The sequence below is a fragment of the Corynebacterium sp. TAE3-ERU30 genome (genome assembly GCF_019209925.1).
GTDB classification, from domain to species: Bacteria; Actinomycetota; Actinomycetes; order Mycobacteriales; family Mycobacteriaceae; genus Corynebacterium; species Corynebacterium megadyptis.
This window is the reverse complement of sequence record NZ_JAHUTO010000002.1, coordinates 58,031-76,474: the sequence shown is the minus strand read 5'-3', so window position 1 is coordinate 76,474 and position 18,444 is coordinate 58,031. Positions and strand designations below refer to the sequence as shown.

Genomic DNA, 18,444 nt, shown 5'->3' with positions numbered 1-18,444 from the left:
AGCGGCGGTGCTGCGGCTAATCCAGTGCCACGTTGGTATTTTCCGGCAACGTTAAGGCTGCGGCTGCGGCGAGCGCAAACGCCATACCGAAGACGGTAAAGAGCATGATTTGCCCGCCGGAGGCGAGCAGGGGCGGAACGATCAGCGGGGCGGCGATAGAAGCGATACGGCCGAAACCAGCGGCCGCACCGGTGCCGGTGGCGCGCAGGGCAGTGGGGTAGAGCTCCGGCCCAATGGCATAGAGCGCACCCCATGCGCCGAGGTTGAAGAAGCTGAGGAAGCAGCCGGAGGCAATAATCTGCCACTCCGCCGAGCTCAAACCATAGCTCAGCGCCGCGGTGGCACTACCGGCAAGAAAGACCGCGAGGGTCAAGCGGCGGCCCCAACGCTCAATCAGATAGGCGGCCGCGGCATAGCCGGGCAGCTGCGCCAACGTGATGATGAGCGTGAAGGTGAAGGATTTCACGAGGGTGAAACCCTGCTCGTGCAAAATCGAGGGAATCCAGATAAACGCCCCGTAGTAGGCGAGGTTGATGCACAGCCACACCGTCCACAAGGCTGCGGTGCGACGCCGCAGCGGCGATGCCCAAATAGAGTGGGCGTTCGCCACCTCGGGTTCCATTGCCGCCACTGCGCGGTCGTGCTGCGGCTGGCGTCCGAGAGCCGGGGACTCTTCAAAGGAACGGACGACCTTCTCGGCCTCCTCGTGGCGGTTCGTGGCCTCGAGGTAGCGGACGGATTCCGGCATGCCAAAACGAACGACGAGCGCATACACGGTGGGGATACAGCCCAAAGCGAGAGCCCAACGCCAGCCGTTATCGTCGGCGGCCACCACGAATGCGCCAATACAGGCGGCGAGGATCCAGCCCAGCGCCCAGAAGGCCTCGAGGATGACCACCATGCGGCCACGGATGCGCCGCGGAGCGAACTCAGAGACAAAGGTGGAAGCCACAGGTAGCTCGGCGCCGAGCCCCAGGCCGACGATGAAACGGAACACGAGTAAGACCGCGAGGCTGCCAGCAAGCGCGGAGGCACCGGTGGCGATGCCATACACCAGCAAGGTGAGGGTGAATACGGAGCGGCGCCCAAATTTATCGGCGAGCAAACCACCGAAGGTGGCACCGATCGCCATCCCCACAAAGCCGATGGATCCCAATAGCGATGTTTCGGTATGGCTCAAGCCCCAATGGGCGGTGAGGGCCGCCATGATAAAAGAAATAAGCCCGACGTCCATCGCGTCGAGCGCCCATCCGATCCCAGAGCCGCCCAAAATTTGGGCGTGTTTTCTGGTCACGGGAAGAGAATCAAGGCGCTCCGTGCGCGAGGGCGCGGGCTGATGCGTAGTAGCAGATGACGTGGAGTCGATATCAGGGTGGTGCATAGAGGGAGCCTAAACCAGCCTCCGCCGTGGCGCTCGCCTCATCCCCCATAGAGGGTGGCGCGGAAAAGCGGAGGTGAATGCCCCCTCGAAGCGCGAGAAGTGTACCTCTCGCACCCAGTGTGGCGCTGGATCTTTAGGAGACGGTCAGTTCGTTGCCGGCTTTGTCGATCGTGGCCGGCACCATCGGATCCCGCGAGGGGCCTTCGATGACCGAGCCATCGGCCAGGCTGAATTTCGACATGTGCTTGGAGCAGACGGCCACCTGTTCGCCATCGACGTCCTCGAGGTGATCGATGGGGCCCTGGGCGTGAGGGCAGGTGGCGGAGTAGGCGGTAAACACTCCCTCTTGTGGTTGGGCAACAACCCAGCCCTCGACGAAGACGGCGCCTCCCACCGGTACGGATGCGGAATCCACCTGTGCGGCGGTCTCAGAGCTGCCGCAGGCAGCGAGCAAGGCGCCGGAGGCGGTAGCGGCGGTCGCCGCGGCGACTCCTTTGAGGAAGCTGCGCCGCGAACAGGGGAAGCGGGACGTATCAAAACCACTCATGAGCCTCACGCTACCCCAGCTCAGCGGGTGGGAAAATTAAGGTGCTCCTTAAAACGAGTGCCGGTGTACCCGTTCCCCCCACATGAAGCAGGGGTGGCGATATGGGGTACAAGCGGAATAGTGGGGAAAGAAAAATAGCGAATCTCTTCCCCCGCTGTCGCTGGAGGTCTAGAGTGAGGGGTGAGAAGTTCACACGGGTTTTTTGAGATAACCACCAGCGCCTAGGACGGGGTTGTCTAAGTCGCAGCGGGTCGCCACCGCTACGGCGCGCATCGGGTGAGATTCTCGGCGATATATCGCATACCTGTTCAGAGCAATTTTATGTCAGCAAAGGAGAGTGGATGGCTGAAGCAGCGTCTTTTCTAGTAACAGCGTCGCACGTCCCCTTCGTAGCGAGCATTGCCATAATCTAATCCCTCTCCGCGCTAGGGATGCGCGAGGGTAGAGCTAAGCGAAGGTGAATGTTTATCGTGACTCTGTTCACCGAGACCTCCTCGATAGTCTACGGATTGCGCATAGATCACCTCGACACCTGACTCTGATGCAGAGACAGCGGACGGGCCCACGGTGAGAGCACGACACCGGGGTCACGACACTTCCGCACCTTCGTCGTTAGCGTGAACGCGCAGTCGCGCAGGCTCCGAGCGTTCATGGATCGGTTTTCACATTATTGTTCAGCGCGGGGCGTCTTCACTTACCGCCGAAGACGCCCCGCGTGTGCGTGTGCACCCCACGCCTTATCGACGCCGCCCTCAACGCCTATTTCCGCAGCTGAGGGCGGCGATTTCTATTTCTTAGTACCCGTCGTGTAACTTTATGCAGGCAACGAACGAGCAGTTCGAAGCGATCCAAGGCCCCGTTCGTCTAGCGGCCTAGGACGCCGGCCTCTCACGCCGGTAACACGGGTTCAAATCCCGTACGGGGTACAACAGTGTGGATACAGGCCACATTTGAAACGAAACGGGACAGTCAGTAAAGACTTACTGGCTGTCTCGTTTGATTTTCGGCCAATGAATCGTTGCTAGGGGTAGCCCGACACTAGGATGCGATTGGTCGCGCACATTTTTATCGGATTTAAATATCGGGATCGACCAGAAGATCGGGTCAGGGGTGAACCCTACCATGGGGAAGCTTTCTATCGGTGACCAGTTACTTGGTTAAGCCGTGGAAGCTTCTATTAGGACAGCTACGGCCAGGTAGCAGTCCACGTTGGGTATGACGTCCTCCTTTGGTCGGGTGTCGCTAGGTTAATAGTCGCTCATCGGTGGAGGACTCCTTCTCTAATTTTGCTGATGGTGTCGAGCTAGATAAAGATAAACACTGCGGGCTTTCGAATCGACGAATTCGATCACGAGGATAGAATTTCGACGAACCCCTGCAGCAATTGCATACGTTCGTGCCGCAAAATTTGCAACCATTATAGCAGACATGGCTGGCACGCCAGCAAAGATGTGAAACTCTATCGCTCCGTAGAGGTATAATTAATTTCATAGGAACCCGGAAACCCAATTGATCATATGCAAGATGCGATGAAAAACTAATCGTAACTTTCGCATTGCTCAAAAGTTGTTTTGTCGTGAAGGGCGAGGGTAGCGCATTGCGTTTCTCTTAGAATGCTGTTTCTACCTATGGCGCTCTTTAAAGAAAATTCGATGCGGCGGATTGCGACCAGAACCGCCTTATCTTCGTAGGCCGTTCGGCTAGGACGATCTTAGTGAGTAACGGGACCGGGAAGAGCTTACATGCGGATTAGAGCGTGGTGCAAAGATTCCAAAGCTTCGGCACGGCTATCCAAATAGAAGTCAACTTCCGAAGGTCAGATAGCCGTCATAGTTGTCTCATAAGAATTTATATTACGCCGAACACGCCTGATGGTTGACGGCCCGTTTAAGGAGGACCTCGTCGATATCATGGCCTTTAGTAGTAACGCTGCTCGCTAAAATATCCGTTGGTTTCGATGAGCGTGAGTAGTAGCCCATCGTGAGAAGATAAGCACAGAGGACTCTCCTCATCTCGTGGTGTGCCAAAGCGCAACGGAGGCTGCGTAAGCGTAGGCACGAATTTCGTGAATATTCTCCTTTTACCGAGGGGTCGGTTGAGCCGATCAGAGTCAAACCAAATGGCAGTATTATTAGGTAAAATAATCCCCGGGCCCATTACCGGCTACCACTACCTTGCAGTTTAAAGAAAAAATATCGGCGGAAACCCGCGGCGAGCATTAGGCGGGCCTGAGTGCGGGGCGAACCGAACGGGAGGCACCAAGTGGAATGCTGTTCGAGGCCGCGCTCCGGACATGTGTGCTACGGATGCCGCGACGTCGATTGCTCCTGCGTTTGGGGGTGCTCTGAGCGATTTCAGTGGCGGGTTTACAGACCAGCTGTTAGCGTTACTGAAAGAAGCAGACACCTGAGGTGACGATTTTGAACTTATAATTGCTGGTCTCACTAAAACCAGAGGACATTTAGGTGTTGAACCCGTCGTACGGACTGTTGACGGATAGTAGCGAACAGATAAAGGAAGGTTAGTAGATAATATGAAACTCGAGAAGATCGAACTAACGAGAATTCCATGCTTTAAAGAGGAGACAATAGAACTACCTATAGCTCAGTCGAATTTCATATACGGCCCAAACGGATCTGGCAAGTCTAGTATCGCAAGAGAGTTACAGAAAGTTGAGCCTGTTGAACCAGGGGCATCAGTTTCCGTCGAGTTGTTCGACCAACAATATATAGATAATTTTATTAGTCCCGACGCCGAAATTGAAGGAGTCTTTACTGTTCGCGCGGGCTCAACAGAAGTACAAGAAGCATTGATAAGGTTAGAGGGTGATGAGGTTAATGAGGGAGAAATTGCATTAACTCAGCGGAAAGTGCGTAGTCTAGAAATTAGTTTTAGCAAAAAGGAATACGAAATCGAAGAGGCTACAAAGGAATTAATATACAAACTTTGGAAAAGTAAAAGAAATCTACCTGATGCCCTCCAGCGGCATGCTTTTAAGGGTTTTCTCAATAACAAAGAGAAATTTTCCAACGAAACGATAAGTAGATTCAACCGCTTATCTCTTGAGGATGATCAGAACGACCCTGAAGCGGAAAAACTACTTCTAGAAAAGCTCGATCGGCTTAATAACACAAATACTTCGAGAAAGGTAGCGCTTCTCGCCGATCTACCTGCTGTCCCTGAAATACCTAAAGTTACAGAAGAACTTCTGGCAAAGCCATTGTCTGAGGATAGCTCAAATCGGCTAAGTTCCTTAATAAAAGAGCTGAAGAATACAGAATGGGTTAGAGAAGGAATAGACTATCTCGGGCATTCGGGCGGTGTGTGTCCTTTTTGCCAACAAGGGGTAGACGAGAATCTCGAAGCTGAAATCCGCAAACTATTCGATCGCGAGTACGAATCAGCGAAGGGGGCGGTCAATTCACTAAGAAATAGCCTCAACACATATCTCGAAACGCTAGACGATTATGTCCGTAGCGTCAAGGGCGTTGAAGTAGCTGATATCAGTTCTTTCGAGAAAATATCGCTTCAGGCTAGGGCTGAGGTTGAAGAAAATCTGAGGCTGCTCGCCGAAAAGTCGGCTGACATGTCTAAGGCAGTAAAAATAGAATTCCCGCAGTCCGTAAAGATACTGGAACAAGAGCGTCAAAGGATAAATGAACAAATCCAAGAATATAATCGAGACATCGAAAATACGAAAGGTGCACTACTAACTCTTAAAGAAGATATCTGGCTATACTTTCTGGGAAAAAAAGAGGTATCATCAGCATGCATACGTTATAGCGGAAGGGTTGAGGGACCTAATAAAGCAATCGAAAATCTTGGGGACAAAATTGAAGAGGCTAAAAAGCAGCTTAATCATCTTCGTTATGAATACGAGAACTGCAAAAGCCGGTTGACGTCGGCCGTGGATGTTAAAAACGAAATTAATCAAAATTTAAGATCGTTAGGTTTTACGAGTTTCCATCTAGCATTAATCGACAATGGCAGCAAGTATCGTATTGAGCGGGACGATGGAAGTTGCGCTAGCAGACTCAGCGAAGGGGAGAAGACCCTGATCTCCTTTTTGTATTTTTTTCAACGTATTAGCGATAGAATTGCTGATCGTTCCAGCGATACGAAGTTTTGGGTCGTGCTTGATGATCCTATATCGAGTCTCGATTCCCAGAGTTTGAGCGCCATTAGTCACCTCTGTAGAGACTTTGCCTGCAAGAGTGAGGAACAAACAAATTATCTTGATAAGCTCTTCGTCCTCACGCATAATGCTTATTTTTATCAGGAGGTTATATACGAGGGGCCCCGGAAGAAGGTGCCGGATCCTAAGCGTAGGCTATTTTCATTTATACGAAAGGCGGAAGACGGCACTTCCCAAATAAATACCAGCCCAGAAAACCAAATTGAGTCTACGTATGAATTGCTTTGGCGAGATATTCGTGAGGCCGAATCGAAAAAAGTAGTAAGCGCCGGTGTTCAAAATTCAATGCGTCGAATTCTTGAGGTCTATTTCAGACTTATCGGAGGTCCGGACGGTGATCTTATCGATAAACTTGGCGTTGATCTCCAGCTCGCAGCTAAATCGCTTCTATCGTGGGTCAATGACGGTTCCCATCAGATTCGGTGGGATTTAGATAGCGCTCAAACTAATCTTGACAGCTCCGTGCACTTTAGAGTGTTTAGAGATATATTTGACGCTACCGGGCAAATTAATCATTATAACATGATGATGGGAATTAATGTCAACGACGCCGGATCTTAGACGTTCGCAGTTTTGGGGCGCCGATCCCGTTCCACATAATGGCGCGCGGACTTTTAACATACGGCATTGTTATTTTATTCCGATATTGAGCGGCGGATATAGTGTTTGAGTTCTCCTTTGTTCCGACTTTGGCCCGTAAAATTTCGTTGGCGTATCGATAGGCTAAGCGGCTCTAAGGTGATATTGAAGCTTCACATAACGCCTAGTTTTGGTTAAGTTACTTGATTTTCGTGGTTTTAGGTTTTGGGTCGCTTTTGCTATTTCGCGGCAAAATTGCTTGGAGCGCCACGTTAGACTATTTAGGCGGCAATTATACTAGGCAGCGATTATTCGAGGATTATAGGTTTGGACACAACTGACAGTTAGCGCTCGTGTGAGAAAATGCGCAGTGCTGCCAGCAGCTAGATTTTCGGCCTATTCTCATTCGTCCAGCCCGTGTGCGCGATGTACAACGCGCACACCTCCTCCTGAGAGATGTCTTTTCCGAAGATAGCTCAAGGAGGAGGTGTTTTCGTATGCCGGCATCCGCCGGCTGTGCCATCTGCGGGCTATGACAGTCGCCGGTGTTTAGGCGGTGCCGCTGAGCTGGCGGGAGGCCTCGAGTAAGGCCTGCCCGTGCCGTGCCCCGGGGTTAGGACCAAGCCGCTCGGCGGGGCCGGAGACCGATAGCACGGCGAGGAGTTCGCCATTGGCATCGAAGATGGGCGCGGAGACGCTGGCAAGTCCGACCTCGCGCTCGGAGACCGAGTCTGCGTAGCCTTGGGCGCGCACCTGCTCCAAGTCGGTGGTGGTGAAGTGGGCATCGCGCAGAATGGTGTCGCGCAGATGCGGTGGGGCATAGGCCACGAAGACGCGCGCGGCCGAGCCTGCGGTCAGTGGCATGCGAAAGCCCACGGGCACGGTGTTTTGCAGTCCCGAGGAGGGCTCTTGGGCGGCCACGCAGGTACGCATCGTTCCGTTGAGGCGATATAGTTGCACGGACTCCTGCGTAGTCTCCATCAGGTTGGCCATGATGGGCACGGCGGCGTCGATAAGCTTGTCCGAGCTCGAGGCACCGAGCGCGCGCAATGCGGAGCCGATGGACCATTTGCCATCGGAGGTGCGGCTTAGAAGATCGTGCATTTCTAAGGCGGTGGCAAGCCGGTGTGCCGTGGCGCGGGGAAGCTGGGTGCGTTCGCACAGCTCGCTGAGGGATTGGGGCGAATTCGCGACGGTGTTCAAGATAAGTACTGTGCGGTCCAGTACTTTGATTCCGCTGGACTGTTGCCCATCAAGTGAGTTAAACTTTCCCATGACACGATATTATCATCCCATATCGTGAGAGGCTAGTTTCTGGTTGGAGCTGAGCAGGGTGTCCTGACACACCGCCCAGACCCAGCGTGCCAGCCCCACGTTGAGCATGAGATGCGCAGCCAGAACATGCCGAGGACAACCCTCGTCCGTGCATCCAGTCGCGCCGCGGCATACGCAGACACGACCGTTCTGCTGCGGCAGGCACCATAGTGAAAGGTAACGGTGATCATATGACCAGCCCCAAAACGCTGGCGGAAAAGGTGTGGCACGACCACATCGTGACCCATGGTGAAGAAGGCAAACCCGATCTCATCTACATCGATCTACAGCTTCTTCACGAGGTCACCTCCCCGCAGGCGTTCGACGGTTTGCGGCTGGCGGGGCGCTCCTTGCGCCGCCCCGATCTCACCCTGGCCACCGAGGACCACAACGTCCCTACCGAGGGCATCACTACCGGTTCCATCCTGGAGATTAAGGACGAAATCTCGCGCACCCAGGTGGAGACACTACGCACCAACGCCGAGGAGTTCGGCGTGCGGCTGCACCCCATGGCGGATCAAGAACAGGGCATCGTCCACGTGGTGGGGCCGCAGCTGGGTCTCACCCAGCCCGGTATGACGGTGGTGTGCGGCGATTCGCACACCTCCACCCACGGCGCCTTCGGTGCGATCGCCTTCGGTATCGGCACCTCTGAGGTGGAGCATGTGATGGCCACCCAGACGCTGCCGCTGAAGCCCTTTAAGACCATGGCCGTTAATGTCACCGGCACTCTCGGCGAGGGCGTGACCGCCAAGGACCTGATTCTTGCGATCATCGCGCAGATCGGCACCGGCGGCGGCCAGGGCCACATTATTGAATATTGCGGCGAGGCCATCGAGAAGCTGTCGATGGAAGAGCGCATGACCATCTGCAATATGTCGATTGAGGCGGGTGCTCGTGCCGGCATGATCGCCCCCGACCAGACCACCTTCGACTACATCAAGGGCCGGCAGTACGCGCCCGAGGGCGAGCTGTGGGATCAGGCCGTCGAATACTGGTCCAGCCTGCGCACCGATGAGGGCGCCAGCTATGACAAGGTCGTCACCATCGACGGCGATGCCCTCACTCCCTTCGTCACCTGGGGCACCAACCCGGGCCAGGGTTTGCCGCTGGCCGAGTGCGTGCCCAACCCGGAGGAGATCAGCGACGAAAACGAGCGCTCGGCCGCGGAGAAGGCCATCCACTATATGGGCTTGATTCCCGGCCAGCCGCTGCGCGAGGTGACAATCGATACCGTCTTCGTCGGCTCCTGCACCAATGGCCGCATTGAGGATCTGCGGGCGGTCGCTGAGGTGCTCAAGGGTCGCCGCGTGGCCGAGAATGTTCGCATGCTCACGGTGCCCGGCTCCCAGCGGGTGCGGGAACAGGCCGAGGCCGAGGGCCTGGATAAGATCATCACCGCCGCCGGTGCCGAGTGGCGCCAGCCCGGCTGCTCGATGTGTTTGGGCATGAACCCCGACCAGCTCTCGCCCGGTCAGCGCTGCGCCTCCACCTCGAACCGCAACTTCGAGGGACGCCAAGGCAAGGGCGGTCGCACCCACTTGGTCTCGCCCGCAGTGGCCGCCGCCTCCGCGGTGGCCGGCACCCTGGCATCGCCCGCAGACCTCTAAGCACCGTCGCAGTAGGAGAAGAGAACAACAATGGAGAAGTTTCACACTCACACTGGTGTCGGCGTGCCGCTGAAGCGGTCGAACGTGGACACCGACCAGATCATCCCCGCCGTCTACCTCAAGCGGGTCAGCCGCACCGGCTTCGAGGACGGGCTGTTCGCCGCGTGGCGACGCGACCCCGAGTTCGTGCTCAACCAAGAGGACTACGCAGCAGGCTCGGTTTTGGTCGCCGGCGAGGACTTCGGCACCGGCTCCTCCCGTGAGCACGCCGTGTGGGCGCTCATGGACTATGGTTTCCGGGTGGTATTTTCCCCGCGTTTCGCCGATATTTTCCGCGGCAACGCCGGTAAGGCCGGGCTGCTGGCCGCGCAGATGGAGCACAGCGATATCGAGCTGTTGTGGAAGCTGATGGAGCAGACCCCGGGCCTGAAACTGACGGTCAATCTCGTCGACCGCACCGTCACCGCCGGCGAACACATCCTGCCTTTCGAGGTAGATGACTACACCCGCTGGCGGCTGATCGAGGGGCTCGACGATATCAGCCTCACCCTGCGCGATGAAGACGCCATCAAGCGTTTCGAGGCCCAGCGCAAGCCCTTCATGCCGCGGGTCTTCTAAGCCCGCCGCCGCGAGTAAGCGCCCGCGCCCCGCGCAGCACACGACCCCGCCATGGTGTTATCCACCTCGGCGGGGTTGTATGGCGTATGCGGGCGATAAGCCGGCTATTTCACCGGCAGGGCACTGGCGAGATAGTCCGCGCCCACCAATTGCCCGTCGCGGAAGTCCAGCATCCACATCGAGCCCTTCTTCGCCTTAATCTCATCGATCGGCAGCTGACCGCGGGCCGCGGCCCACGCCACCACATCGGGAATCCAGATCCCCTGGGAGCACACCACCGAAATCGTGCCGCTGCGGGACAGCTCCGAGATGGCGCTGTGGCAGTTTGTCATCTGCGAAAGCCAGGCATTGTCGCCGAAGAGCTCATTGACGGTGACATCCATGCCCAGCTCATCGGCCAGCGGGGCAATAGTGTCCTGGCAGCGATCAGGTTCGGCGGAATACAGCTGCTCGGGGCGGAAAGCGCTGAGCAAAGGCACCAGCATTTCCGCTTGTCGACGCCCTTTCTTATCCAAAGGCCGGATAGAGTCATCGCCCTGCCAATTCTTCCGCTGATAGGCCTTGGCGTGGCGCAGCAGAATGACGCGGGTATCCGGGGCAAGGCGCAGTCGTTTCTCGGCCTTGCGCAAGACATCCACATCCAGCTGGTAGGACAGCAGCGAGGCGGCGTCGTCAATGGGCAGCCAGCGCAGCGTGTCCACCTCATCGTTGGCGCTGAACTCGCCGCCGATGACCTCGGCCAGCCAGTAATAGACCACCTTGGTGCGCTTGTGCACCGGGTAGCTGACCTTGCCGATGAGCTTGTCCAGGCGGACCTCGTAGCCGGTTTCTTCCTCGATCTCACGGGCGGCAGTCACCGGCAGGGACTCACCCGGATCCAGCTTGCCCTTCGCCAAAGACCAGTCGTCATAGCGGGGGCGGTGAATCACCGCCACCTCGATCTCCTCGGGGCGGGAACGATCGCCGCGCCACAGCACCGCGCCCGCAGCAAGGGTCGGGCGGGTGATGTCCTTGCAGGGATTAGAAGGAATTTTTTGCAGCCGACCCGTGACAAGCACGTTGTTCTTGCGGTCTTTATCAGTTTCCTGCGCGTGAGAAGCCATAGCTGCAATTGTAGGACGGCGGTCTTAGGTGCCGCAGAAGGTGGTGAAAGTCTCCGTCCATTCCGCAGCTGCCGGCTTGAGCAGCTCCGGATAGGCGGCGTCGGCATCGAAGGGGTGGCGCAGCGCGTGCAGGAGTGCATCCCACGGCTGCCAATCATCCTGAACGGCCGCGCTGAGGGCGCGTTCCACCTCGTGGTTGCGGGGAATGACCACCGGATTATTCCGCTGCGGATCCGGCTCGCAGTCCCGCCACGCCTGCCACAGAGGATGGGTCTGCTCTGCTGCGTAGTCCTCGAGGGAGGCGAAAAACGTGGTGTGATCCGGCTGCTCGCGGCGCAGATAATCCAGGGCAAGGGAGACCACCTGCGGCGCCTGTGGCCGGCCGCTGATACCGAGCTTGGCGGCCCACATTTCGGTGGCGATGGCGTCGAAGCGACTGCCCTGGCTGCTCAGGACCTCTTGGGCTTGGGCGATGGCGGCCTGCGGGTCGGCGTCGATAAGCGGCAGCAGCACCTCACCGAAGCGGGCCATATTCCAGCCGAGGATCGCCGGCTGCTGGCTGTAGCGGTAGCGGCCGGTGGTGTCGATGCTGGAGAAACACGCATCCGTGGCGTGGGCGTCGAGAAAAGCACAGGGGCCGTAATCGATCGTCTCGCCACTGATCGTGGTGTTATCGGTGTTCATCACCCCGTGGATAAAGCCCACGCCCATCCACTGCGCCACGGTGTGCATCTGGGTGTTCATCACCTGCTCGAGCAAGGCCAGCGCCCCGCCGCCGGCATACTCGGGATAATGCCGCTGGAGGCAATACTCGACCAGCTGGGCGGAAACATCCTCGGCGCCAAGGACCGTCGCCATCTGGAAGGTGCCCACGCGAATATGGGAACTGGCCGCCCGCACAATCATCGCCCCGCGCTCAGGGCCACTACGCAGCACGCTGCGGCCGGTATCAATCACCGCCAGCACCCGCGTGGTCGGGATGCCGAGAGCGTGCATCGCCTCGGAGATCAGATACTCCCGCAGCATCGGCCCGCGCGCCCCATACCCATCCGCGCCCCGCGAAAAAGGTGTGGGCCCCGAGCCCTTGAGGTGAAGATCCACCAGCCCACCAGGTGTGTCGAGCTCGCCGAGCAGCAGGGCGCGGCCATCGCCCAACTGCGGATTGAACTGGCCAAACTGGTGGCCCGCATAGCCCTGGGCCACCGGCTGGGTATAGCAGCCGCTAGCCCGGCCGCACAGAAAATCCAGCCCCGCATCCGTGCGCAGCCACTGCGGATCCAACCCCAGCTCCGCCGCGAGAGGCTCATTGAGTTGCAGCAGCGAGGCATCGGGATAATCAGCTGCCTGCCACTCAAGGCAGAGATCGGGGAAGTTCTCGGCAAACTCGGCGCGCAACACAGGAGTAGACATACCGCCACAGTGTACTGTCCACGGCCGCTGGGTAATGCTCGGTAGACTCGCACACAGATGCAGCACTGTCTGCGGCGACTCCACTCTGCGCGCCGCTTCGACACAGTGCAGCTACAACAACGAGCAGCTACCACCGCAACGAGCAGATACCTCGGGAAGGACACAACAGGGTTCATGGTCAACGTGACAGTGATGGGCGCAGGAAGCTGGGGCACCACCCTAGCCAAGGTATTCGCCGATGCCGGAGCCACCGTGCGCCTCTGGGCGCGCCGGGAATCGGTGGCGAAATCCATACAGATCATGCGCGAGAACCTCGACTACCTGCCCGGGCTTAGCGTGCCCCAGTCCGTGACCGCCACGGCCGATGCCGCCCACGCCCTCGCTGGCGCCGACATCGTGGTCTTGGGCGTTCCCTCCCAGACGCTGCGCGCCAATGTGGAGCAGTGGGTCGAGCTCATCCCGCGGGAGGCGATCGTGATCAGCCTCGCCAAGGGTGTGGAACACGGCAGCTTGATGCGGATGAGCGAAGTGATCGCCGAGGCTGGACGCATCGAACCGGAGCGCATCGCCGTGCTCTCAGGGCCCAACCTGGCCCGCGAGGTGGCCATGGAACAGCCCGCCGCCACCGTGATCGCCTGCACTAACGAGGACAACGCCAAATACGCCCAGGCGGCCTGCTCGGCGCCCTATTTCCGGCCCTATACCAATACCGATGTCATCGGCACTGAGCTCGGCGGGGCGTGCAAAAACGTCATTGCCCTGGCCTGCGGTATGGCCAATGGCAAAGGGCTGGGGGAGAACACCACCGCGAGCTTGATCACCCGTGGCCTCGCCGAGATCGCCCGGCTGGGCGTGGCGGTCGGCGCCGATAGCCGCACCTTCGCCGGATTGGCAGGATTGGGCGATCTGGTCGCCACCTGCAGCTCGCCGCTGTCGCGCAACCGCAGCTTCGGCGCCCGCCTCGGCCGGGGCGATTCGCTTGAGCAGGCCACCCACGCCACCTCGGGGCAGGTGGCTGAGGGCGTGACCTCCTCGGAGTCGGTGTTCCGCCTCGCCGAGCGGCACGGGGTAGACATGCCTATCACGCACGCCGTGTACCTGGTGTGCCACGAGGGAATGGATGTGGACACCATGGTGGGTGCGCTGATGGGGCGTTCGAAGAAGTCCGAGTAGTACAATCGCAGCGGTTCGGCACCCACCCCGCTCGCCGAGGTGTGGTGCAATGCCGCGTGCCTGCGCCGCAGCAGGCGGACAGCCCCGCAACACAGCCCATACCCACAGTCCCGCACTACTGTCCATAAGACAGCCCGTCACTACAGCCGAGATATGAAAGACCGAGATGACTGCTCCCACCTCTTTTGCCAGCGATGCCACTGACACCCGTACCTCTGTTGCCGTCGTCTATGGCGGCCGCAGCTCCGAGCACTCGATTTCCTGTATCTCGGCCTCGGCGGTGATGAGCCACCTCGATGCTGAGACCTACCGGGTGGTGCCGGTGGGCATCACCCTCGAAGGCACCTGGGTGGTGGGGCAATCCGATCCGCAGCAGCTCCGCGCCGACGGCCGCGAGTTACCCGTGGTGGAACACACCGAGGAGGTTCAGCTCTCGGTGGATCCCAACCGGCGCGGCGAGTTCCGCTATAGCAGCGGCGAGCGCGCCGGGCAGCTCTATGATCGCGTGGATGTGATCGTGCCGGTGCTGCACGGCAAATTCGGTGAGGATGGCACCATCCAGGGTCTGTTCGAGCTCTCCGGGGTGCCCTATGTGGGTGCTGGGGTGCTGGCCTCGGCGGCCGGGATGGATAAGGAATACACCAAGAAACTCATGAGCGCCTCGGGGCTGCCCGTGGGGCGCGAGGTGGTGCTGCGGCAGCGCGGCGAGCTCAGCGAGGCAGAAAAGGAGCTGCTGGGGTTGCCGGTATTCGTCAAGCCGGCTCGCGGCGGTTCCTCGATCGGTATTTCCAAGGTGGAGTCTTGGGAGGAGTTCCCCGCGGCCTATGAGGCGGCGGTGGCCTATGACGAGAAGGTGATCGTGGAGGCGGAAATCCGCGGCGCCGAGGTGGAGTGCGGCGTGCTGCAGTACCCCTCGGGCGAGGTGGTGGCTTCGGTGCCGGCGCAGCTCATCGGCACCGAGGACGGCGATGAGGGCTTCTACGACTTCGACACCAAATACCTCGACAATGTGGTCTCTGCCGCGATCCCGGCGCCGCTCGCCGAGGAGACCACGGAGCTGATCCAGTCGCTGGCTGTGGAAACCTTCCACGCCCTGAACTGCACGGGCTTGGCGCGCGTCGATTTCTTCGTCACCGACTCCGGCCCGGTGCTCAACGAGATCAACACCATGCCCGGCTTTACCCCGATCTCGATGTATCCCAAGGTATTCGAGGCCTCCGGCGTGCCCTACGCTGAGCTGCTAGATATTGTGGTCCAGCAGGCGCTTTCTCGCCGCTAGCTGCGGCGCTTATCGACGCTTATTCGCAGCCATCCATCCGCGGTGTAAAATACAAAGCGCTGCTGGGTCGAGCCCGCAGGGGAATCTGGTGCAACTCCAGAGCTGACGCGCAACGGTAAGCCGCGCTTCGCTTTCACAGCGAGGATATGTGGACAAGTCCGAATGCCTGCCCTCGGCCAACGTTAAAGGCAGCTGAAAGAAAGTGTGAACCACTTGATGGCTAGGTTTTCGGCCTCGCGTGGGGATGCGAGTATCTCGTTTTCCTAAGGTCGCCTAGCAGTGAAGGATTGTTGCTGGCGTGTCGATTTTTCGACGCAGCTACACGGCCCTCGTGGCCGTGCTTGTGCTGCTCATTGCGGTCTCAGCCGTTGCCTCGGTAGCGGTGGGATCGGTCACCATCCCGCTCGGTGATGTGGCTGCTGTGATGCAGTCGAAGCTGGGCCTGTCTTCGGCCACGGTGCCGGAGCAGTCGGTGGAGACCATTGTGTGGCAGCTGCGGACGCCGCGAGGCCTGCTTGCTCTCATCGTCGGCGCTGGGCTCGCGCTGGCCGGTGTGGCCATGCAGACTCTGGTGCGTAACCCTCTGGCTGATCCCTATCTGTTGGGCGTGTCCTCCGGCGCTAGCGTCGGCGCGACAGCCGTTATTACTCTAGGCATTTTCTCCTCATTAGGGGTGTGGGCACTTTCTGGCGGGGCGCTGATTGGTGCGCTCGTGGCCACGATGGCGGTGTATGGAATCACCTACGCCCAGGGAGGCATCACCCCCTTGCGGCTGATCCTTACCGGTGTCGTGCTCGCGAGCGCCTTTTCAGCCCTCGCCAGCTTTCTCGTGTTCATCGGTCCCGATCCGCGCGCCGCGCAATCGGTGATGTTTTGGATGCTGGGCTCTGTCGCAGGGGCGCAGTGGATCAAATTAGGCATCCCGGTGGTGGCGACGCTTCTGGCCGCTGTCATTCTCTTCGTCCTCGGTCCTCGTCTCGATGCCTTGGCATCGGGGGAGGATGTGGCCGCAAGCGTAGGAGTGGACGTCGATAAGCTCCGAGCATCTCTGTTCCTTCTCCAAGCGGTGCTCGTGGGCGTGCTCGTCGCGGTGTCCGGCGGGATCGGTTTTGTCGGTCTCGTGGTGCCGCACTTGGCACGCATGCTGGTGGGTCCAACGCATCGCAGGTTGGTGCCCATCGCCATGCTCGGTGGCGGGCTGTTTTTGCTCTGGGTGGATATGGCTTCGCGCGTTGTCGCAGGCGCGCAGGAAATTCCCCTCGGAGTAGTCACCGGCATTATTGGCGCGCCGCTGTTCCTGTTCATCATGGGCAGGTCGAGCTCGTATAGCTTCGCTAAGGAGGCCTAGAACTCTGATGCGTAGTCTCCATCTCGAGCAGCTGGATTGCCTTATCGACGCCACCCCTATTCTCAGCAACGTCACCCTCAGCGTGGAGCCTGGCGCCATGGTCGCCATCGTCGGCCCTAATGGCGCCGGCAAAACGACATTGCTGCGCAGCATCGCGGGTTTTCTCCCTTCCCGCGGCCACGTGCGCATCGATGACACGCCGCTGGCGTCGTTGAGCGCGAAACAGCGGGGCCAGATGCTGGCCTATGTCGGCCAGGAAGAAACCGTGCCGGAGGGACTGACCGTGCGCCAAACCGTGGCGTTGGGGCGTCTGCCGCACCAATCGGTGTGGCGGCCGCCGTCGGCTGCGGACCGCGAGGCCACCGAGAAGGCGATGCAGCGGGTGGGCGTGACCGATCTGGCCGAACGCACCTGCAATCAGCTTTCGGGAGGGCAGCGCAAGCGCGTGTTTATCGCTCGCGCCCTCGCCCAAGACACCGGTTTGATCCTGCTCGATGAACCCACCAATCACCTCGACGTGGAGCACCAGCTCAGCGTCTTGGAGCTCATGCGCGCCTCGCACGCAACAATCATCTCCACGATCCACAACCTAGACCTCGCGCTCACGCATTTCGATATCTGCCTGGTGTTGCACAACGGCGAGGTTCTTGCCTGCGGTAGCCCCACTGAGGTGCTCGACGCGGCGCGGGTGCGCACAGTCTTTGGCGTGGATTCGGTGATTGTGCGGCAGGGGCTGCGCCACCCTCATCTCGTTATCGATGGGGTATCCACCCGTTATGATTCCTCTAACCCATAGGATGCGTACACACATGTCACAGCCTTATCGCCTCGCGCTTGTCGCCGCCCTGAGCAGCGCCACAGTCCTTCTGAGCGCCTGCTCCGGCGGCGGCAGCGCCGAGAACCCCGCAGCGCCTAACGATGCCACCGACCACTCCGGCGAGATGGTCACCGTCACCAACTGCGGCGAGGAGGTGAGCTTTCCGAAAAAGGCCGCCGGTTTGGCCAATGACGGCAATCTCATCGCGCTCAACCTGGCCCTCGATGCCCAAGATGAGCTAGTGGCGGTCTCCAGCCTGAACCGGGACCGCGACGTGCTCGTCGAAAAGTATGGCGAGAAGGTCAATAACTTAAAGGAGATCAGCGAGGAGTATCCCTCCCTGGAACAGATCGTGGCCGCCTCCCCGCAGGTGTTCTACGGCGGCTGGGGCTATGGGCTGGGGGAGGATAAAAACATCACCCCCGACTCCCTAGCCACGCACGATATCTCCACCTATATCCTCACCGAGGCCTGCCGCCAAGAGGGCTCGACGGCCCGCGGCGTGGAAAACCCGTGGGATGCGGTGCGCAGCGATCTGCGCAATGTTGGCGCGATCACTGGGCATGAGGATAAGGCCGAAGACGTGATCGCCGATATGGATGCGCGTATCGAGGCGCTGAATAACGCCCCGCAGGCGGAGAACAAGCCGGTGGTCTTCCTCTACGACTCTGGCACCGATGCGGTATTTACCTCCGGCGCGAAGGGTGCTCCCGCAGAAATGGTGGCCGCTGCCGGTGCAGACTACGCAACAGACGATCTCGATGACACTTGGGTGGAGGTGGGCTGGGAAACCCTCGCCGATGCCCAGCCCGATGTGTTTGTCTTCGTCGACTATCCCGGCCAGAGCTTCGAGCAAAAGGTGGAGCAGCTGAAGAAGAACCCCGCCACCAAGGATCTCGAGGCGGTGCAGCAGGAGCGCTTCATCAACCTGCCCTATGCGCTGTGGACCTCCGGGCCGCTCAATATCGACGGCGCCGAGCTGGTGCGCAAGGGGCTAGAGGAGTACGGGCTGGTACCGGAATCCGATATCCAGCCCAGCCTCAACGTCCGAATCGATTCCTAAAACAGGT

13 protein-coding genes, 1 tRNA gene and 1 riboswitch are annotated in these 18,444 nt (G+C 59.1%); of the genes, 9 read left to right on the top strand and 5 right to left on the bottom strand.

What is annotated here, in order from left to right:
• Positions 1-16: 16 nt before the first annotated feature.
• Together KR227_RS03375 and KR227_RS03370 are read right to left on the bottom strand one after the other, a co-directional pair.
• On the bottom strand, positions 17-1,381 hold the full coding sequence (locus KR227_RS03375; RefSeq protein ID WP_218363730.1) for an MFS transporter: 1,365 nt from the start codon (positions 1,379-1,381) through the stop codon (positions 17-19).
• 133 nt (positions 1,382-1,514) lie between these two features.
• Complete coding sequence (locus KR227_RS03370) at positions 1,515-1,928, bottom strand: Rieske (2Fe-2S) protein (RefSeq protein ID WP_218363729.1); 414 nt, start codon at positions 1,926-1,928, stop codon at positions 1,515-1,517.
• A gap of 853 nt (positions 1,929-2,781) precedes the next feature.
• Between KR227_RS03370 and KR227_RS03365 the strand changes: the two genes are divergently transcribed.
• Positions 2,782-2,854: transfer RNA gene (locus KR227_RS03365), tRNA-Glu, on the top strand.
• Positions 2,855-4,461: 1,607 nt separating this feature from the next.
• Entirely contained in the window at positions 4,462-6,684 is a 2,223-nt protein-coding gene (locus KR227_RS03360; RefSeq protein WP_218363728.1) for an AAA family ATPase, read from the top strand.
• A gap of 567 nt (positions 6,685-7,251) precedes the next feature.
• Here KR227_RS03360 and KR227_RS03355 read toward each other — a convergent pair.
• Positions 7,252-7,977: an IclR family transcriptional regulator gene (locus KR227_RS03355; protein WP_218363727.1), complete on the bottom strand. Its 726-nt coding sequence runs from the start codon at positions 7,975-7,977 to the stop codon at positions 7,252-7,254.
• Positions 7,978-8,207: 230 nt separating this feature from the next.
• Between KR227_RS03355 and leuC the strand changes: the two genes are divergently transcribed.
• Positions 8,208-9,626, top strand: coding sequence for a 3-isopropylmalate dehydratase large subunit (gene leuC, locus KR227_RS03350; RefSeq protein ID WP_218363726.1), 1,419 nt, complete (start codon positions 8,208-8,210; stop codon positions 9,624-9,626).
• A gap of 30 nt (positions 9,627-9,656) precedes the next feature.
• A complete protein-coding gene (gene leuD / locus KR227_RS03345) occupies positions 9,657-10,244 on the top strand; it encodes a 3-isopropylmalate dehydratase small subunit (protein ID WP_218363725.1) in 588 nt (195 codons plus the stop codon).
• A 104-nt stretch (positions 10,245-10,348) separates the two neighbouring features.
• Here leuD and KR227_RS03340 read toward each other — a convergent pair whose 3' ends face one another.
• Together KR227_RS03340 and KR227_RS03335 are read right to left on the bottom strand one after the other, a co-directional pair.
• Positions 10,349-11,347, bottom strand: coding sequence for a bifunctional NUDIX hydrolase/histidine phosphatase family protein (locus tag KR227_RS03340; RefSeq protein ID WP_218363724.1), 999 nt, complete (start codon positions 11,345-11,347; stop codon positions 10,349-10,351).
• Between the two features lie 24 nt (positions 11,348-11,371).
• Entirely contained in the window at positions 11,372-12,757 is a 1,386-nt protein-coding gene (locus KR227_RS03335) for a YdiU family protein (protein ID WP_218363723.1), read from the bottom strand.
• A 174-nt stretch (positions 12,758-12,931) separates the two neighbouring features.
• On the opposite strand from KR227_RS03335, the gene KR227_RS03330 reads away from it, so the two are divergent.
• The 5 genes from KR227_RS03330 to KR227_RS03310 all read left to right on the top strand — a co-directional run bounded on the left by KR227_RS03330 (position 12,932) and on the right by KR227_RS03310 (position 18,437).
• Positions 12,932-13,930, top strand: coding sequence for an NAD(P)H-dependent glycerol-3-phosphate dehydrogenase (locus KR227_RS03330; protein WP_218363722.1), 999 nt, complete (start codon positions 12,932-12,934; stop codon positions 13,928-13,930).
• 166 nt (positions 13,931-14,096) lie between these two features.
• Complete coding sequence (locus KR227_RS03325; protein WP_218363721.1) at positions 14,097-15,209, top strand: D-alanine--D-alanine ligase family protein; 1,113 nt, start codon at positions 14,097-14,099, stop codon at positions 15,207-15,209.
• Between the two features lie 47 nt (positions 15,210-15,256).
• Positions 15,257-15,398: riboswitch (cobalamin riboswitch) on the top strand.
• A 115-nt stretch (positions 15,399-15,513) separates the two neighbouring features.
• Positions 15,514-16,557: an iron ABC transporter permease gene (locus KR227_RS03320; protein ID WP_218364321.1), complete on the top strand. Its 1,044-nt coding sequence runs from the start codon at positions 15,514-15,516 to the stop codon at positions 16,555-16,557.
• Positions 16,558-16,564: 7 nt separating this feature from the next.
• Positions 16,565-17,353 (top strand): ABC transporter ATP-binding protein, encoded by a 789-nt coding sequence (locus KR227_RS03315; RefSeq protein ID WP_218363720.1) that lies wholly within the window; start codon positions 16,565-16,567, stop codon positions 17,351-17,353.
• 13 nt (positions 17,354-17,366) lie between these two features.
• A complete protein-coding gene (locus KR227_RS03310; RefSeq protein WP_218363719.1) occupies positions 17,367-18,437 on the top strand; it encodes an ABC transporter substrate-binding protein in 1,071 nt (356 codons plus the stop codon).
• Positions 18,438-18,444: the final 7 nt, after the last annotated feature.